Origin of the sequence: Streptomyces sp. NPDC020884 (assembly GCF_044333935.1) — a bacterium.
In the GTDB taxonomy this organism is placed as follows: domain Bacteria; phylum Actinomycetota; class Actinomycetes; order Streptomycetales; family Streptomycetaceae; genus Streptomyces.
Genome location: NZ_JBIRRY010000009.1, coordinates 180,741 through 197,811, shown reverse-complemented (window position 1 = coordinate 197,811; position 17,071 = coordinate 180,741). Strand labels below are relative to the sequence as shown.

15 protein-coding genes are annotated in these 17,071 nt (G+C 71.0%); 8 read left to right on the top strand and 7 right to left on the bottom strand.

Annotated features, from left to right (window positions below; genetic code table 11):
- Positions 1 to 12 precede the first annotated feature (12 nt).
- Positions 13 to 2,757, bottom strand: a complete 2,745-nt coding sequence (locus tag ACH4UK_RS26565; protein WP_398360248.1) for a penicillin acylase family protein — start codon at positions 2,755 to 2,757, stop codon at positions 13 to 15.
- Positions 2,758 to 3,034: 277 nt separating this feature from the next.
- On the opposite strand from ACH4UK_RS26565, the gene ACH4UK_RS26560 reads away from it, so the two are divergent.
- From ACH4UK_RS26560 to ACH4UK_RS26535, 6 genes are all read left to right on the top strand, one after another.
- Positions 3,035 to 4,597: a potassium/proton antiporter gene (locus tag ACH4UK_RS26560; RefSeq protein ID WP_398360246.1), complete on the top strand. Its 1,563-nt coding sequence runs from the start codon at positions 3,035 to 3,037 to the stop codon at positions 4,595 to 4,597.
- 354 nt (positions 4,598 to 4,951) lie between these two features.
- Complete coding sequence (locus ACH4UK_RS26555; protein ID WP_398360245.1) at positions 4,952 to 6,232, top strand: MFS transporter; 1,281 nt, start codon at positions 4,952 to 4,954, stop codon at positions 6,230 to 6,232.
- 66 nt (positions 6,233 to 6,298) lie between these two features.
- On the top strand, positions 6,299 to 6,646 hold the full coding sequence (locus ACH4UK_RS26550; RefSeq protein WP_398360243.1) for an FmdB family zinc ribbon protein: 348 nt from the start codon (positions 6,299 to 6,301) through the stop codon (positions 6,644 to 6,646).
- 104 nt (positions 6,647 to 6,750) lie between these two features.
- A complete protein-coding gene (locus ACH4UK_RS26545) occupies positions 6,751 to 7,635 on the top strand; it encodes an S-methyl-5'-thioadenosine phosphorylase (protein WP_398360241.1) in 885 nt (294 codons plus the stop codon).
- Between the two features lie 326 nt (positions 7,636 to 7,961).
- On the top strand, positions 7,962 to 8,435 hold the full coding sequence (locus ACH4UK_RS26540; protein ID WP_398360624.1) for an RcpC/CpaB family pilus assembly protein: 474 nt from the start codon (positions 7,962 to 7,964) through the stop codon (positions 8,433 to 8,435).
- A gap of 113 nt (positions 8,436 to 8,548) precedes the next feature.
- Positions 8,549 to 9,091 carry an MscL family protein gene (locus ACH4UK_RS26535; protein ID WP_398360239.1) on the top strand — a complete coding sequence of 181 codons (543 nt, stop codon included), beginning with the start codon at positions 8,549 to 8,551 and terminating at the stop codon, positions 9,089 to 9,091.
- 16 nt (positions 9,092 to 9,107) lie between these two features.
- On the opposite strand, the gene ACH4UK_RS26530 is transcribed toward ACH4UK_RS26535, so the two are convergent.
- The 6 genes from ACH4UK_RS26530 to ACH4UK_RS26505 all read right to left on the bottom strand — a co-directional run bounded on the left by ACH4UK_RS26530 (position 9,108) and on the right by ACH4UK_RS26505 (position 14,652).
- Entirely contained in the window at positions 9,108 to 9,332 is a 225-nt protein-coding gene (locus tag ACH4UK_RS26530) for a hypothetical protein (protein WP_398360237.1), read from the bottom strand.
- Between the two features lie 61 nt (positions 9,333 to 9,393).
- A complete protein-coding gene (locus ACH4UK_RS26525; RefSeq protein ID WP_398360234.1) occupies positions 9,394 to 9,789 on the bottom strand; it encodes a hypothetical protein in 396 nt (131 codons plus the stop codon).
- Positions 9,786 to 10,613, bottom strand: coding sequence for a ubiquinol-cytochrome c reductase iron-sulfur subunit (locus tag ACH4UK_RS26520; RefSeq protein ID WP_398360232.1), 828 nt, complete (start codon positions 10,611 to 10,613; stop codon positions 9,786 to 9,788). Before ACH4UK_RS26520 ends, ACH4UK_RS26525 begins: the two co-directional genes overlap by 4 nt.
- Positions 10,610 to 11,212 carry a 4Fe-4S dicluster domain-containing protein gene (locus ACH4UK_RS26515; protein ID WP_398360230.1) on the bottom strand — a complete coding sequence of 201 codons (603 nt, stop codon included), beginning with the start codon at positions 11,210 to 11,212 and terminating at the stop codon, positions 10,610 to 10,612. The genes ACH4UK_RS26520 and ACH4UK_RS26515 overlap by 4 nt, the downstream gene beginning before the upstream one ends.
- Before the next feature lie 6 nt (positions 11,213 to 11,218).
- Positions 11,219 to 13,546: a molybdopterin oxidoreductase family protein gene (locus ACH4UK_RS26510; RefSeq protein WP_398360228.1), complete on the bottom strand. Its 2,328-nt coding sequence runs from the start codon at positions 13,544 to 13,546 to the stop codon at positions 11,219 to 11,221.
- Positions 13,543 to 14,652: an MFS transporter gene (locus ACH4UK_RS26505; protein ID WP_398360226.1), complete on the bottom strand. Its 1,110-nt coding sequence runs from the start codon at positions 14,650 to 14,652 to the stop codon at positions 13,543 to 13,545. The genes ACH4UK_RS26510 and ACH4UK_RS26505 overlap by 4 nt, the downstream gene beginning before the upstream one ends.
- A gap of 217 nt (positions 14,653 to 14,869) precedes the next feature.
- Here ACH4UK_RS26505 and ACH4UK_RS26500 point away from each other — a divergent pair, with 217 nt between their 5' ends.
- Together ACH4UK_RS26500 and ACH4UK_RS26495 are read left to right on the top strand one after the other, a co-directional pair.
- The gene (locus tag ACH4UK_RS26500; protein WP_398360224.1) at positions 14,870 to 15,946 is read left to right on the top strand and encodes a P1 family peptidase; all 1,077 of its coding nucleotides are present in this window, start codon (positions 14,870 to 14,872) and stop codon (positions 15,944 to 15,946) included.
- Positions 15,947 to 16,309: 363 nt separating this feature from the next.
- Entirely contained in the window at positions 16,310 to 17,065 is a 756-nt protein-coding gene (locus ACH4UK_RS26495) for a DUF6227 family protein (RefSeq protein ID WP_398360222.1), read from the top strand.
- The last annotated feature ends 6 nt before the right edge of the window (positions 17,066 to 17,071 follow it).

The window sequence follows — 17,071 nt, the reverse complement described above, 5'->3', positions numbered from 1 at the left end:
TCTCGGCGAGCCCTACGGTTTCAGCGTCAGCGTGTCGACGGTGGACGCGTCGACCGCCTCCGTCCCGAAGGACCAGTCGAGCAGCTCGCCGTCGACCCACTTGTCGGTCTGGTCGGTGTAGTGCGCGCTGAACGCGTGCCCGGAGGCGCCGGTGAGGTTGATCCAGCGGGACTTGTCCCAGTCCCCCACGTTGACGACCATGCGCATCGAAGGCACCCAGACGACCTCGTAGCCGCTCGCCGCGTTCCAGCCGGTGGCGTTGACCGCGGCCTCGCCGCCGCCGAGGTTCCAGGGGCCGCGGTTGAGCGCCCGCTGGAGCAGGCCGGGGCCTTCGGTACCGAGGGTCTGGTTCTTCAGCGTCAGCCGGTGCAGCCGGCCCCAGCTCCAGGTGGAGATGTTCTTGCCGAGCTTGGCGGTCAGCTCCCAGCGCGCGTCCTCCATGGCCCGTGCGAAGAGGTCGTCCCGGCTCTCCAGGGCGTCCTCACGGCCCCGGGCGGGCGCCTTCCACCACTCGTTGTCCTGGTCGTCCACGATGTCCCGGACGACCTGGAACCAGCGGTCGCCGCCGTCCGGCTGCGCGGAGTCGCCGTCGCGCTGGCCGCACTCGCGGACGAGCTTCTTCTGCTGGTCCGCCGGGCCGCTGTTCTTGGCCGGCGGCACACTGAGGCAGTCGCCCTGGACCCGCATCTCCTTGGGGAGCTTGTTGCCGAAGGCGAGCTTCAGGATGTTACGCCAGACGCCGTTGAAGTACGCGGCGGCCGCCGAGTCGGGTTCCTGGGTGTAGTCCCAGCCCTCCAGCAGCTTCTGGGCCTCGCGGACGCTCGGGTCGGAGATGTTGATCTTGCGCAGCTCGGGGACCAGCAGCGCGGCGATCTCGCTGAAGTTGTCCATCTGCATCTTCTGCATGTCATCGGTCGAGACCTTCTCGCCCCCCTTGATCTTCTGGGCGAGGAGGTCGTTGATCCGCTGGCTGCGGGTGCCGTAGCCCCAGTCCTTGGTCAGGAGGTGGGGGTACTTGCTCTCGTCGATGACGGCCTGGTTGGCGGTGACGATGTAGCCGCGGTCCGGGTTGTACTCATAGGGCAGCGCGTCGAAGGGGATGTAGTCCTTCCACGCGAACCGGGGGTCCCAGCCCGGCGCCGGCGTCGTTCCGTCGAAGCCCTCCGAGCGGACCGGGATCTTGCCGGGGGCCTGGTAGCCGATGTTGCCCTCGGTGTCGGCGTAGATGAGGTTCTGCGAGGGGACCTCGAAGTTCCGGGCGGCCGCCCGGAAGGTGGTGAAGTCCTTGGCCCGGTTGAGCGCGAAGACCGCGTCCATGGACTTGCCGGGATCCAGCGCGGTCCACTTCAGCGCCACCGCGTAGCCGTCGGCGCGGTCCGGCGCCGCGTTGCTGACGGGGGCCTTCTGGCCGACCTTGTCGAGCTCCTTGCTGCGGTCGGAGACCAGGGGCCCGTTGTTCGTCTGCCGGACGGTGATCGTCCGGTCCTTGCCGCCGGCGACCTTGATGGTCTCCTCGCGGGTCTTGAAGGCCTTGGTCCTGCCGTCGTACAGGTAGCCGTCGCCGGAGACCTTCTCCAGGAAGAGGTCGGTGACGTCCGCGCCCAGGTTCGTGAAGCCCCAGGCGATGTCCTGGTTGTGGCCGATGATCACACCGGGCATCCCGGCGAAGGTGTAGCCCGCGGTGTCGTACTGGCAGCTCTGGGAGAGCTCCCGGCAGTGCAGGCCCATCTGGTACCAGAGGGAGGGCAGCATCGGGGCGAGGTGCGGGTCGTTCGCGAGCAGCGCCTTGCCGGACGTCGTGTGCTTGCCGTCGACGACCCAGGAGTTGGATCCGATGCCGCTGCCGTTGGGGCCGAGCAGCGCCGGGATCTCGTCGAGGGTGTCGGAGAGCGCGGAGAGCTGGGTGTTCAGGCCCTCGGCTGCGCCCTGCGGGGTCGACGACCCGATGGAGTCCGACGGGGTCGCCTCGGGGTCGAACTTCCCGGTGACCGGGGAGACCGCGCCCTGCTCGACGATCGGCTTGTGCTGCTTGTACGGGTAGCCGGGGTACAGGTCCTCGATCTGGTCCTTGTCGAGGCGGCTGGTCAGCAGCGAACGGTCGATCTCGTCCTGCATGTTGCCGCGCAGGTCCCAGGCCATCGCCTTGAGCCAGGCCACCGAGTCGACCGGGGTCCACTCGCCGGGCTTGTAGTCGTTGGTCAGCCCCAGCGCCGCGTACTCGACCGAGATGTCCCGGCCTTCCTTGCCCTTCAGATACGCGTTGACGCCCTCCGCGTACGACTGGAGGTTCTTCTTGGTGCCCTCGTCCAGGACCTCGTCGTACTCCTTCTGCGCCACCTGTCGCCAGCCGAGCGTCCGCAGGAAGGAATCGGTCTCCACCTGTCCGGAACCGAACATCTCGGAGAGCCGGCCGGACGTCATGTGCCGCCGGACGTCCATCTCCCAGAAGCGGTCCTGGGCCTGGACGAAGCCCTGGGCGCGAAAGAGGTCGGCGTCGGAGTCCGCGTAGATCTGCGGAATTCCGTAGGAGTCGCGTTTGACCTCGACGTCGCCGGAAAGGCCGTCGAGAGTCAGCGAACCGGTGGTCTGCGGGTACGAGGCCCGCACGGTGGACACGGACCAGTACGCCCCGTATCCGACACCCGCGACGAGCGCCAGCACCAGGACGAGCACGATCAGGCGGGCGCGTCGCCCCTTCTTCCTGCCGGGCTTCTTCGCGTCGGAAGGGCCGGAAGAGGCGGTTGTGTTGGCGGGCATCGCTGTCCTTCGAGGGGCAGGGTGGTCCTGGGAGTGCAGGAGCAACCATAGGCGCAGCGGAGAAGCCACTCGGACGCGGTATGGGGATGCATCCATTTGCGTCTTCCTCGTACGAACACTCGAACCCGTCAAGGAATCGTTAAAGATTAGGTAAGGTAACGAAGTAACTGGCTGCCGGAGGACGATCCGGCAGGCGCACGCAGGGAAGGAACGGACCCTGACTGTCCACGCGCTCAACGAACTCCTGCTCGTCTGCTCGCTCGTCCTGCTCGTCGCCGTGGCGGCGGTACGGATCTCCTCGCGCAGCGGGCTCCCCAGCCTGCTCCTGTATCTGGGCATCGGGATCGCCCTCGGGCAGGACGGCATCTTCGACGTCAAGTTCGACAACGCCGAGCTGACGCAGGTGATCGGCTACGCCGCCCTGGTCGTCATCCTGGCCGAGGGCGGACTCGGGGCGAAGTGGAAAGAGGTCAGACCCGTCCTGCCCGCCGCCGCGGTGATCTCGACCGTCGGCGTCGCCATCAGCGTGGGCGTCACCGCCTCGGCCGCGCATTACCTCGTCGGACTGGACTGGCGCCAGGCCCTCATCATCGGCGCGGTCGTCTCCTCGACCGACGCGGCGGCCGTCTTCTCCGTGCTGCGCCGAGTGCCGCTGCCACCCCGGATCACCGGCGTCCTGGAGGCCGAGTCCGGCTTCAACGACGCTCCCGTCGTCATCATGGTCGTCGCGCTCTCCGCGGTCGGCCCGGTCGAGCACTGGTACATCCTGGTCGCGGAGATCGCCATGGAGCTGGCCATCGGAGCCGCGATCGGCATCACGGTGGGCTGGCTGGGGTCCCTGGGCCTGCGGCACGTGGCGCTGCCCGCCTCCGGCCTCTACCCGATCGCCGTGATGGCCATCGCCGTCTCCGCGTACGCGGCGGGCGCCATGGCCCACGGCAGCGGGTTCCTCGCCGTTTATCTGGCCGCGATGATCCTCGGCAACTCCAAGCTGCCGCACTGGCCCGCCACGCGCGGTTTCGCCGACGGGCTCGGCTGGCTGGCCCAGATCGGCATGTTCGTGCTGCTCGGCCTGCTCGTCTCCCCGCACGACCTGGTGGACGACTTCTGGCCCGCCATCGTCGTGGGCCTGGTGCTGACCATGGTGGCGCGACCGCTGTCGGTCTTCCTCAGCCTGGCGCCGTTCCGGATCCCGGCCCGCGAGAAGGTCCTCATGTCCTGGGCCGGACTGCGTGGGGCGGTGCCCATCGTCCTGGCGACCATTCCGATGGTGTCCGGGGTGCAGGGCAGTACGAGAATCTTCAACATCGTCTTCGTCCTGGTCATCGTCTACACCCTGATCCAGGGACCGACGCTGCCGTGGGTCGCGAGCAAGCTGAACATCGCCGACGACCCGGCCGAGGCCGACGACCTGGGCATCGAGTCGGCCCCGCTGGAGCGACTGCGCGGCCATCTGCTGTCGGTCGCCATCCCCCCGAAGTCGAAGATGCACGGCGTCGAGGTCGGCGAGCTGCGCCTCCCGGCCGGCGCCGCGGTGACCCTGGTGGTCCGCGAGAACAAGAGCTTCGTACCGTCCCCGGCGACGGTGCTGCGGCGCGGTGACGAGCTGCTGGTGGTGGCCACCGATCCGGTGCGCGACAGGGCGGAGGAACGCCTGAGAGCGGTCGGCGAGGGCGGCAAGCTGGCCGGCTGGCTGGGCACCGGCGGATCCCCGGCTGCCGGCGCACCCGGCACGACGGGCCCCCAGGGCGGATCCGCCATCCCCCAGGCGATGAAGCTGGCCAAGAAGCTCGGCGGCGGCGTCAACGGAAGCGGAAGCGGCACGAAAACCCGTCCCTGATCACCCTGGGGCGCCCCGATACCCCCTGAGGTGCCAACACAGGCGATCAGCGGCGAACGCGTCGCAGATCACAGGCCGAAACGGAAGCCCTGTGCGCAATCACAGGCGCACAGGGCTTCCCTGCCTGTAGCATGAAGGCAACCTGATCGACCAACTCTGTCTGAAGCAGAGCTGGCGCGACCCGTATGGCGGTCGTGGTGTCTCTTCGCCCGGCGTTTCTTCGCCGCTTGCAGCGAGTCGCCCGGCATCTACCGCAGTTCCGCGCGAAGAGGACAGCTCTCGGCCGCTTCCGTCCGGCCCGCCCCACAAGGGCGCCGGGAAGCAGGGCCACCAGGCGGCAGAAAGGCAAGGACCGTGGCAACCACGGTCTCCGACCGCCCCGGATACGGGCAACTGCTGCGCACCCCCGGTGCGTGGACCTTCCTCCTCCCGGGCTTCGCCGCACGGCAGCCCTTCGCGATGCTGACCATCGGCACCGTCCTCCTCGTGCAGCACACGACCGGCTCGTACGGCAGCGCGGGCGCCGTCGCGGCGGTCTCCGGCGTCTCCATGGCACTGTTCGCCCCGCAGAGCGGCAAGCTCGCCGACCGTTTCGGCCAGCGTGCCGTCCTGCTGCCCGGGGTCCTCCTCCACGCCGTCTCCGTGAGCGCCCTGACCGTACTGGCGCTGACTCACGCACCCCTGTGGGCGCTGTTCGTCGCCGCCGTGCCGACCGGCGCCTCGATCCCGCAGATCGGCCCCATGGTGCGGGCCCGCTGGGCCGCGATGCTGGGGCCGACCCCTGACCGGCCCGCCTCCCCGCTGATGTCCACCGCGGCCGCGTTCGAGTCGGTGACGGACGAGTTCACGTTCGTCCTGGGCCCGGTGATCGCGACCGCGCTGTGCACCGGCGTGCACCCGGCGGCCGGTCTGATCACGGAAGCCGTCCTGACCCTGGTCGGCGGCCTGTTCTTCGCCGCACAGCGCGCCACCCAGCCCGCCCCCCGCAACGCGGCCACCGCGGCCGAACCGCACGCCTCGGCGCTCTCCGTGCCGGGCGTGCGCGTCCTGGCCGTCACCTTCCTGGGCATCGGCGCGGTCTTCGGCGGGATGCAGGTCTCGCTGACCGCGTTCTCCGAGGAGATCGGCCACCCCGGGGTGAACGGCGTGCTCTACGGGATCTTCGCGGCGGGCAACATGCTGGCCGGCATCGCCTGCGGCGCCATCGCCTGGAAGAGCAGCCCGCGCCGCCGGCTGATCGTCGGGTACGTGGCGCTGACCCTGACCGCGTCCGGTCTGTGGGCTGTGCACTCGGTGCCGCTGCTGGCCGGGCTCGGCCTGCTGGTCGGCCTCTGCATCGCTCCGGCGCTGATCAGCGGCTACACCCTGGTCGAGTCGCTGGTGCCCGCCACCGCCCGTACCGAGGCCTTCACCTGGCTGACGGGCGCCGTGGCGCTCGGACAGGCGGCGGCCGTCACCGTGGCGGGGCAACTCGCCGACGCCCACGGCGCGAGCACCGGATTCCTGGTGCCTCTGGCCGGAACGGCCCTGGCCCTGGTGACCCTGCTGGCGCTGCGCTCACGGCTGACTCCGAGGTCCCCGGGACGCACCGTCGCACGTGGGATCGGTCACCGCGAGCCGGTCACGGTGGACTGATTCAACGGAATACGTCAGTATGGAGCGTCGTTAGCACTCATTGAGTGAGAGTGCCAGGAGGAGCAAGTGCCGACCTATCAGTACCAGTGCACCGAGTGCGGCGAGGGCCTCGAGGCGGTGCAGAAGTTCACCGATGATGCCCTGACCGTATGCCCGAGCTGCGACGGACGCCTCAAGAAGGTGTTCTCCGCGGTCGGCATCGTCTTCAAGGGTTCCGGTTTCTACCGGAACGACAGCCGCGGCGCCTCGTCGAGCAGCACGTCGGCGTCGACGGCCTCGAAGCCGTCCGACTCCGCGTCGTCCTCGTCGTCCGGTTCGGACACGAAGGCGAGCGCATCGTCGTCGTCCTCTTCGTCCTCCTCCTCGTCGTCGGCCTCCGCGCCGGCCTCGTCGAGCGGTACGTCGGCCGCCTGAGCCCGCGTACGCCCCACCTGCTTTTCACCGGACCCCCGCCGATACCCATCGGCGGGGGTCCGGCCGTTTCCTCCGGGGAACGCCCCGGCGGATACGGTGACCGCATGGTGAACGCACAGACGGAAACGAACTCCGGTACGGGTACGGCGAGTACCGAGGGTTCCGCGGAGATCGGTGTCATCGGCGGCTCGGGCTTCTACTCCTTCCTGGAGGACGTCACCGAGGTCTCCGTGGACACCCCTTACGGGAAGCCCAGCGACTCGGTCTTCCTCGGCGAGCTCGGCGGCCGACGGGTGGCCTTCCTGCCCCGCCACGGACGCGGCCACCACCTGCCGCCGCACCGCATCAACTACCGGGCCAACCTGTGGGCGCTGCGCTCCGTCGGGGTCCGGCAGGTGCTCGGGCCGTGCGCGGTGGGCGGGCTGCGGCCGGAGTTCGGTCCGGGCACCCTGCTCGTCCCCGACCAGCTGGTGGACCGCACCAAGGCCCGCGTGCAGACCTATTACGACGGTGAGACCCGGGCCGACGGGACCGTACCGAACGTCGTCCACCTGGGCTTCGCCGACCCGTACTGCCCCGAGGGCCGCAAGGCCGCGCTGGCGGCGGCCCGCGGACGCGACTGGGAGCCGGTGGACGGCGGCACCCTGGTGGTCGTGGAGGGCCCCCGCTTCTCGACCCGCGCGGAATCGCGCTGGCACGCGGCGATGGGCTGGTCGGTCGTGGGCATGACCGGGCACCCCGAGGCGGTCCTCGCCCGGGAGCTGGGGCTCTGCTACACGACGATGACCCTGGTGACCGACCTGGACGCGGGGGCCGAGGCGGGTGAGGGCGTCTCGCACGAGGAGGTGCTCCAGGTGTTCGCGGCCAACGTGGACCGACTGCGCTCGGTGCTGTTCGACGCGGTGGCCGGGCTGCCGAGCAGCGGGAGCCGCAACTGCACGTGCACCCACGCGCTGGACGGGATCGACACGGGGATCGCGCTGCCGTAGCCGGGATCACCACCGCTGCGGCGGGCGGGCTTCGGCGGGCGGGCTTCGGCGGAACGTTCGCCGGAACGGGTGAGGGAGTTTTCCACAGTGCGGGGCCTGTCCACAGGCCTCAGCGGGATCCGCCCGGAGAGTGGAAAGTGAGGGGAGTTCGGCCGGATCGACCGGGCCGGACTCCCCTTTCCCTTGAGCTCGTTCACCCGATTCCAGGTGGTGCCATGTCCCCGTCGTCGCCGTCCCCATCCATGCCCCTGTCCGCCTCCCCGCCCCCGTGCGCTTCTCCGCCGGCGCCCGCACCGTGCGGGGTGGGGCCGTTCGCGCCGCTGCGGGTGCGGGGCGGTGGCGCGGACCGGCTGCGGCGCATGGTGCGCCGGCAGCGGCGTGCGGCGGCCGCGGGACTCGCGCTGGCGGGCGCGGCGCTCGCGACCACGGGCCTGAGCGACGCCGACGGGAAGGCCGGGGCACCGGACGCTCCCCCGGTGGCGGGCCGGTCTTCGGTGCGGCTGGTGTCCGCCCCGGTCCGGATCGCCGACGCGGAGACCGTACGGCTGCTGCGGCCGGGAGACCGGGTCGATGTGATCGCGGTCGGTGAGGCGGGCGGCGACGCGCGCGTGGTGGCCCGGGGGGTGCGTGTGGCGAAGGTCCCGCACCCGGCCGCCGCACCCGGCGGCCGCGCGGTGGACGGTGCCGATCCCGGGGCGGGGGCGCTGGTGGTGTTGTCCGTGGAGCGGCCGACGGCCACCGCGCTGCTCGGCGCGGGCGCTTCGGGGCAGCTGGCCGTGGCGGTGTCCGATGGGAACTGACGCCCTGTCATGTCACTCGTGGGAATTAGTGGATTGGACAGTGTCGCCTTCACCCGCCTTAGGTGGCGGAGCAGTTTGCTCCCCCTACCGCACATGCGAAAGAAGGCTTACCTGTGAGCGAGAAGAAGGTCAGTCTGCTGGACGGCTTCAAAGCCTTCCTGACGCGCGGCAATGTGATCGACCTCGCGGTGGCCGTCGTCATCGGAGCGGCGTTCACCAACATCGTGAACGCGGTCGTCAAGGGCGTCATCAACCCCCTGGTCGGTGCGTTCGGCACCCAGGACCTCGACAGCTACAGCTCATGCCTCCAGGGCCCCTGCACCACGGACCCGAAGACCGGCGAGATGGACGGGATCGAGATCCTGTGGGGTTCGGTGCTCAGCGCCGCCCTCAGCTTCCTGATCACCGCTGCCGTCGTGTACTTCCTGATGGTGCTGCCGATGGCCAAGTACCTGGCCAGGCGGGCGGCGATGCAGGCCGCCAAGGAGGGCGTGCAGGAGACGTTGGAAGTGAGCGAGCTGGAGGTGCTGAAGGAGATCCGCGACGCTCTGGTCGCGCAGCGCACCGATGGCGCGCCCGGCCTCCGTGGGCCGGACTCGGGCGAGGGCCCGGGGGGAACCGGCGGGGCCGCTCCGGGCCCGGTCGAGAACCGGTAGCCCTTCGGGCGGCTGCTCAGATGTGGTGGGGAGGCTTCTCGTCCAGGAAGCGCGCGAGGTCCGCGGCGCTGCCGCCGGCGAGAGGCCGCTCACCCCACCCCTGGTCCGTATCGTCCGCGGACTGCCGGTCCAGCGGATCGTCGAAGACCAGAACCGGCTTGGGCTTCGGCTCCGGGGGCGGCTGCTCCGATGGCTGCTGCTGCTTCGCATCACGCGGGCGGGGGGCGGGGGCGGCGCTCATGTCTCCAGGGTACGGCGGCTCACCGCGAGGTGTGAGCCGCCGTGGAGCCGGACGGCGGGCGTCAGCGGTCCTTCGGGTCGATGAGCCACAGGCCGAGCACGACGAGGAACGACAGACAGAGGAAGCCGGCCCCCCACCAGGCCGTGCCGGTGTTGCCCTCCATCCACTCGTCGATCAGGACCGTCAGTGCCCAGAGCTGGCCGATGACGACGGTCATGGCGAGGGTGAGCCGGGCGGTCAGTTTCGAAGAGCGTTCGGGATTCTGGTCAACGCCCGCTCCGGGCCCGGGGCCGGTGTGCCGGACGCGGGGGTCGCCGTACCCGCTGGTGGGGCGGATCTGCGGATACCGCTCATGGACGGGCCGGTTCAGCTCGGGGTCGGCGCTGCCGGGGCGGTAGGCGGGGTAGTGGCTGCCCGGGGGCGGCAGCGGCTGCTCGGGGCCCGGGGAGCCGCTCATGCCCGCCCGCCCGGGTTCTCGGCGGAGGCGGACGCCCGGCCGGCTCCACGCCCCGGACCGCCGGCCGGACCGGCTGCGGGGCCGGTGCCCCGGTGGCCGGGTTCCGTTCCGCCGCCGGACCGGGGCGCGGACCGCTCACCGGCGCTCCGGTTCCGGGCTCGTGCCCCGGCGGCCCGGGGCGGGGATTCGGCTCCGCTGCCGATGTCGGGGCAGCCGATACGGGAGGCGAGGTCGGGGCGCTCCCCGCCGAGCTGGCGGCAGAGCCCTCTCTCGATGCTCTCGCCGGAGCGGGTGGTCCCCACGGCCCAGATGCTTCCGTCGTCCTGCTCGATGACCACGACCTTGGGCAGTCCGCGGGGCGGCGGTCCGGCGGTGACCTCGCCGGACCGGGCGTCGAAGACTCCCTCGTGGCAGGGGCAGTACAGCTCGCCCTCGGAGCCCCGGTCCTTGCGCCAGAGCACGGCGCAGGCGAGGTGGGTGCAGACGGCGGAGTAGCCGACGAGGGTGCCGTCGTCGAGTCGGACGGCGACGGCCCGATCCTCCTCGCCCGGGTAGCGGAAGGCGATCGACTCGCCGGGCAGGAGCTGCTGGGCGATGCGCTTCGCCTCGGGAGCCTTGCCCTCCTCGCCGTCGCCGTGGCGGTGGAGGATGCCGGCCGCCACCCCGATGCCGCCGACGGCGAGACCGCCAGAGACGGTGGTGACGATCCGGAGGTAGTCCCGTCGGGTGGTGAGGGAGTCGGCGGCGATCCGGTCCTGGAGGGCCTCGCGCGGGTCTCCCCCGGCGGGGTGCTCGCCACCCGGCTGCTGTTCGGTGACGCTCATCGGCGGACGTCCTTCCCGTTGATCTCGACGACGGGGAGGCCGCCGGGGACCGGCCACTGGACCCGTTCGGCGGGGACGACCATGGCCACGCCGGTGCGGACCTCGGTCTCGCCGAAGACGAAGGTGTCGGCGACCTGGACACCGGGGCGCTCAGCCTGGAGTTCCTCGAGGGTTCCGTAGAAGAGCGCTCCGGTCGGGCAGACGGTGGCGCACATGGGGGCGAGGCCGTAGGCGGTGCGGTCGTAGCAGAGGTTGCACTTCAACTGCAGCTTCGCCTGGAGGTCGATCTTCGGTACACCGAAGGGGCAGGCGTTGACGCAGTTGGCGCAGCCGATGCAGCGGGTGGTGTCGGCCTGCTGCACCACACCGTCGGCGGTCACCAGGATCGCGTCGGCCGGACAGACCTCGGCGCACGGGGCGACCGGGTCCTCGCAGTGCATGCAGACGGTGGGAAGGGAGGCGACGGACTGGCCCTCGTCGGTGTAGTCGAGGTGGATCATCGATTTGCCGCGGTGCGAGTCGCATTCGCGGCAGGCGGAGACACAGGCCTGGCAGCCGATGCAGCGCCCCGGGTCGATGAAGATCGTTCTGCCCATCATGGGGCCTCAGCTCCTCTCCGAGGTGCCACGGCCCTGGGGGGCCGTGGGAGGCAGCGGGTCGGTACGGGAGACCTGGGTCTCCGGGTAGGCGACATGTCCGGGAGCGACCGGCGGGGCGGGGACCTCGTCGATCCGCTCGGCGTGCTCGATGCGGCAGGCGCACACCTTGTACTCGGGAATCTTGGATCGGGGGTCGAGCGCGTCGATGGTGAGGGCGTTGGCCGCGGTGGGAACGGGCCAGTGGTAGGGGATGAACACGGTGTCGGGGCGGATCGCCTCGGTGACCAGGGCGGGGAAGACCTCGCTGCCGCGCCGGGTGACGACGCGGACGGGCTCGCCGTTGCGGAAGCCGTGGGAGGGGTGGATCTCGGCCCAGGGGCGCGGGGTCTGTTCGACGAGGGCGCCGAGCCTGCGGGTCTGGTTGCCGGAGAGGAAGTGGGCGACGGTGCGGCCGGTGGTGAGCGACATGGGGTGCTCGTCGTCGTAGGGGTCCATCGGCGGGTGCCATTCGACGACCTGGAGGTGGATCTTGCCGTCGGGGTGGTAGGTCTTCCCGTCCTCGAAGAGGCGGGGGGTGCCGGGGTGGTCGGTGGTGGGGCAGGGCCAGGCGATGCCGCCGGTCTCCTCCAGCCGTTCGTAGGTGATGCCGTAGTAGTCGTTGACGGTGCCGGCGGAGGCGACGCGCAGTTCGTCGAAGACCGTGCGGGAGTCGGGGAAGTCGAACTTGTCCCCGGCGCCGAGGCGGCGGGCGAGTTCGCACATCACCCAGGTGTCGGTCCGGACGCCTGGGGGCGGGTCCTGGGCCTTGTTGTGCTTGACCACGCGGGCTTCCGCGTTGGCCATCACCCCTTCGTCCTCGGCCCAAGTGGTGACGGGGAAGACGACATGGGCGTTGGCGGCGGTCTCGGAGAGGAAGAAGTCGAATTGCGCGTGGAATTCGGTGGCGTCGTACCCCTCCTTGACCACCCGGTAGTTGGGCAGGGAGACGAAGGGGTTGTTGCAGATGCCGATCAGGCCGCGGATCTCGCGGCGCTGCATCTGCCAGACCATTTCCATCATGGAGGTCCCGGCGACCGGGAGTTCGGACTCCTCGATGCCCCAGATCTCGCAGATCTGGCGCCGGTGCTCCTCGTTCATGATGGAGCGTCCGCCGGGGAGCAGGTCGGACTTCTGGCCGTGCTCGCGGCCGCCCTGTCCGTTGCCCTGACCGGTGATGGTGCCGTAGCCGGCGCCGGGTTTGCCGATGTGGCCGGTGGCGGTGCAGAGGCTGATCACGGAGAGGCAGTTCTCGACGCCCTGCGAGTGGTGCTCGATGCCCCGGGCGTGCCAGGCCATGGCCTTGGGCGCGCGGGCGAAGGTGCGGGCGACCTGGACGATCTGTTCGGCGGGGATCCCGCAGATCGCGGCGGCGCGGGAGGGCGGGTACTCGGCGGCCTTGGCCTTGACCTCCTCCCAGCCGGTGGCGTGGGCGGCGAGGTAGTTCTCGTCGGTGAGCCCTTCGGCGATGACGACGTTGAGGACGGAGGTGAAGAAAGCGGCGTCGGTGCCGGGCTTGAGGGCCACGTGGATGTCGGCGGTCCGGGCGATGGCGGTCTCGCGCGGGTCGATGACGATGAGGCTGGCCCCGCGGTCCCGGGCTCCCCAGACGTACTGGGTCATCACGGGGAAACACTCGCCGACGTTGGAGCCCGCGATGAGCAGGCAGTCGGTGAGCAGGATGTCGGAGAAGGGGTTGCCGGCCCGGTCGATGCCGAAGGCGAGCTTGTTGGCGCCCGCGGCGCTGACCATGCAGAGGCGGCCGTTGTAGTCGACGTGCCGGGTCTTGAGCGCGACCCGGGCGAACTTGCCCACCAGATAGGTCTTCTCGGAGAACAGGCTGGCCCCGCCGAGGAGCCCGAAGGCGTCGTTGCCGTAGGTCTGCTGGATACGCCGGACCTCGGAGACGGTGAAGTCGAGCGCCTCCTCCCAGGAGACCTCGTGGAACTCCTCGTCGCGGGAGCGGCGCATCAGCGGGGCGGTGAGCCGGTCGGGGTGGTTGACCTGCTGGTAGGCGTTGATGCCCTTGGGGCAGAGCCGCATCCGGTTGATGTCGTGGTTGCGGGGTTCGACGCCGAAGACCTTGCCGCCGCGGTCCACGCGGAGATACATCCCGCACTGGACGCCGCAGAAGCAGCAGTGGGTCGGCACCAGCGTCTCGCCGTTCTGGTCGGCGTGCCACTGGTCGGCCGGGATACCGCCGGCGTCCCGGAAGGCGCGGGTGCCGGGAGGAGCGAGGGAGGGATCCAGGGGGATGAACGTACGGCGGTCGGCAGCAGCTCGCGGATCCGCGGTCACTTGAAGCCCTTCTTCACATGGGAGAGATAGGCGCTGCCGCGCAGCACCCGCTTGCAGCGCGGGCAGTATTCGGCCCAGGAGTCGAAGTCGAGGCTGAGGTCGCGCATGGTGCCGCGCAGGTTCTCGACGTACGGGCCGGTGTCGATGGGTTCCTCGCAGCGGCGGCAGGCGAACACCTCGTCGTCCTTGCGGCCGGTGTACTTGAACAGCTGCATGCCGACCGCGGCCGGGCGCTGGACGATGTGGAAGAACTTGCCGAACGGGATGTAGATGAGGGTGAAGACCACGGACACCATGTGCAGGATCGCCAGGAACTGATAGCCGCCGCCGTGCAGGAAGACCGAGGAGAAGGTGAGCAGCAGGCCGGTCACGGAGATGACGATGAGCGCGATCAGCGGCACCAGGTCGTAGCCGAAGCGCTGGCCGGTGATGGCACCGCGGTCCTTCATCCGTCGCCACAGGAAGTAGGAGGCGCCGGGGATGACGAGAACGGCGGCGATGTCCAGGCCGTGGAACATCAGCCAGCCGAGAAGGTTGAGGGAGTCGAATCCGAGGATCTTGAAGCCCCAGATCCGCATCTCGTAGCCGGGTCCCGATCCGCTGCCGGAGGTGAAGGTGAACCAGCCCCAGGTGAGCGGGAAGGTGATCAGGGCGGCCAGGATGCAGCCCCAGAAGATCAGCTGATGGGCGGCCCAGCGCGCGTGGGAGCGGGCGCCGAGGAACTTCTGGAAGCCGAGGTAGGTGGCGATCATCTTCGGCAGGGCGGTGGGGGCGCGGCGGAAGTTGTCCAGGGAGAAGAGGCTGCGCCAGCCCTGTTTGAACAGGCGTCGGGCCCCGGGGGCGGAGATCCAGACGGTGTACCGGTAGGCGACGCCGAAGGCGAGGAAGACCGTGGCCACGGCATACGGGAGGAGGGCCGAGTCGAAGTTGCGGAGCATGCGGCTACCGAGCACGATCGCGAGGATCAGCAGGACGGAGACGGCCACTCCGGCGAGCGTGGCCCGGGTGGTGACGGACCGGGGGCCGGTCGCGGCGGGCGGCGTGGCCGCGGAGCCGCCGGGGGCGTCGGGTTCGGCTGCTGCGGTGGCTTCTGAGGGCTCGGTCACCCGGCCACCGTAGGACCCTTTGGGCGAATTAAGCCCATTTTAGGCGATGTGAGGGTGAGCGGGTCGCCCGGACAGTCGCAAGGGTCGCCTGGCCCGGACGGGCCCGCACCCCCGTCCGTGCGGGGCCTCGCGCACCGCCCCCGGCCCGCCGGTACGTTCGAGACACATCGGCCCGCGCTCCCCCACGGGCCTCGATCCCGACCTGAGGAGCCGCACGATGACCCGCGAGGACCAGGCCCCCGAGCTCCCGCCGCTGCTGGACGCGCTGACCGATGTGGCCGGAATCCGCGTCGGCCACGCCGAGGTCGCCGGTGACGGTGCACTGAGCGGCACGACCGTCGTCCTGGCACCCGAGGGCGGGGCCGTGGCCGCCGTGGACGTACGGGGCGGCGGGCCGGGCACGCGGGAGACGGACGCACTGGATCCGCGCAATCTGGTGCAGCGGGTCGACGCCGTCGTCCTCACGGGCGGCAGCGCGTACGGGCTCGACGCCGCGTCCGGTGTGATGGCCTGGCTGGAGGAGCAGGGCCGGGGCGTCCGGGTCGGCGCAGGACCCACCCAGGTGGTGCCGGTCGTTCCGGCCGCCGCCCTCTTCGACCTGGGCCGGGGCGGCGACTGGCGGGCCCGCCCCGACGCGTCGACCGGCCGCGCCGCGGTGGAGGCGGCTGCCGCCACGGGGCCCGGGGACCCCGTCACCGAGGGCGGCGTGGGCGCGGGCACCGGCGCGGTGGCCGGGCAGCTCAAGGGCGGCATCGGCACCGCGAGCATCCGCCTCGCCTCCGGGGTCACGGTGGCCGCCCTCGTCGCGGTGAACGCGGCGGGCTCGGTGGTCGATCCCCGGACCGGGGTGCTGTTCGGGGAGTACGGGGCCGGGGAGCCGCCGGCGCACCCGCCGGCCGAGGTCCACGCGGCGGCGGTGCTGCGCCTCGCGCGGGAGCGGGAGGCGGCAGAGGCGGCCGGGGGCGGGGCCCCGCCGTTCAACACGACGATCGCGGTCGTCGCCACGGACGCGGACCTGGTCCGGGCGCAGGCCCAGAAGCTCGCGGGCACGGCGCACGACGGCCTGGCGCGCGCGGTGCGCCCGGTCCACCTGCTGACCGACGGGGACACCGTGTTCACCCTGGCCACCGGGCAGGTGCGGGTATCGCCGGGGGATCCGGCCGCCGTCAACGAGATCCTGGCGGCGGGCGCCGACGTCCTGGCACGGGCCGTCGTGAAGGCGGTGCGCGCGGCCCGGAGCACCGAGGGGCCGGGCGGCCGGCTCCTCTCGTACACGGAGTTGTACGGCGGCTGAGGGCGGCCCCGTCGCCCCGGCGGAGCGGCGCGGGCAGCCCAGCCCCATGACGGATCGGCGCGAACGGCACAGGCAGCCCAACCCCCATGACAGATCAGCGCGAGCGGCACGGGCAGCACCGTCACCCCCCTGCCGGATCGGCGCGCGGCAGGGGGCGTGCGGGGTGAGCGAGGGGCGCGCGGGGTGGCCGACTCATCGACTGCGCAAGGGAGTTCATCCCAACCGCCCGAAATGCACCAGTGGCACGGGGGGAACTTTCTGCGTGCGCCCTACGTTTTTACCAACCCCGGTCACGATGTCGGACCCAGGGACTACGTTAAGCACGCATCAAGTAACACGCGGCGACGGCCTGGAGACACCACCTTGAGCGATCCGTACGAGACAACCGAGCACCACCTCGACCGACTCCTGCGACGCGCCCTCAACTCCTTCGACCTTCCCGACAGCACGGTCGACCGCCTCGGCACGGCGCTCGCCCACAGCAGCTCCCTGCACTCCTCGCACCACAGCTCCGTGCTGCACCGCGAGACCTACCGTCACACCTATCTCCTCGCCGACGGCTCCGCCCTGACCCTGTGGGAGCTGGTGCACAGCGAAGGCCGGGACGTGGGGAGCCCGCGCCGGCACGAGCTGTACGACGAGGAGGGCGACGCCCGCATCGCCGCGTCCCGGCTCGCCGGGAGCTTCTCCGACTCCCCGGCCTTCGGCGACGAGGGGGCGCAGGAGGGGCAGGGTCACATGGAGATGCTGACGGTCCTGATGTCCGCCCCTCCGGCCCCGCTCCCCCGGACGTACGCCCCCGACAACTCCGCGGACCACGCCCGCCGGGTGCTGCGCCGCGCGGAGAACGCCGACCGGCCGGGCGAGCGGAAGGCGCGGCTGCTCCGGTCCGCCTTCGCCCACCACATCACGCAGATCTTCGGGCGTCAGTGCCGCGTCGACGGCCGGCCGGCCGGATTCACGCTCTACGAGCACGCGTTCCTGCTGCTGGACGGCAGCGAGACGAGCCTCTGGGAGGTCGAGCACACGGCGACGCCCGACGGCCGGCACATGTGCGAGGTGTACGAGGACGAGCACACCGCCCGTGCGGCGATGGAGAGTCGCGCCCGGATCTGCTGACCCGGA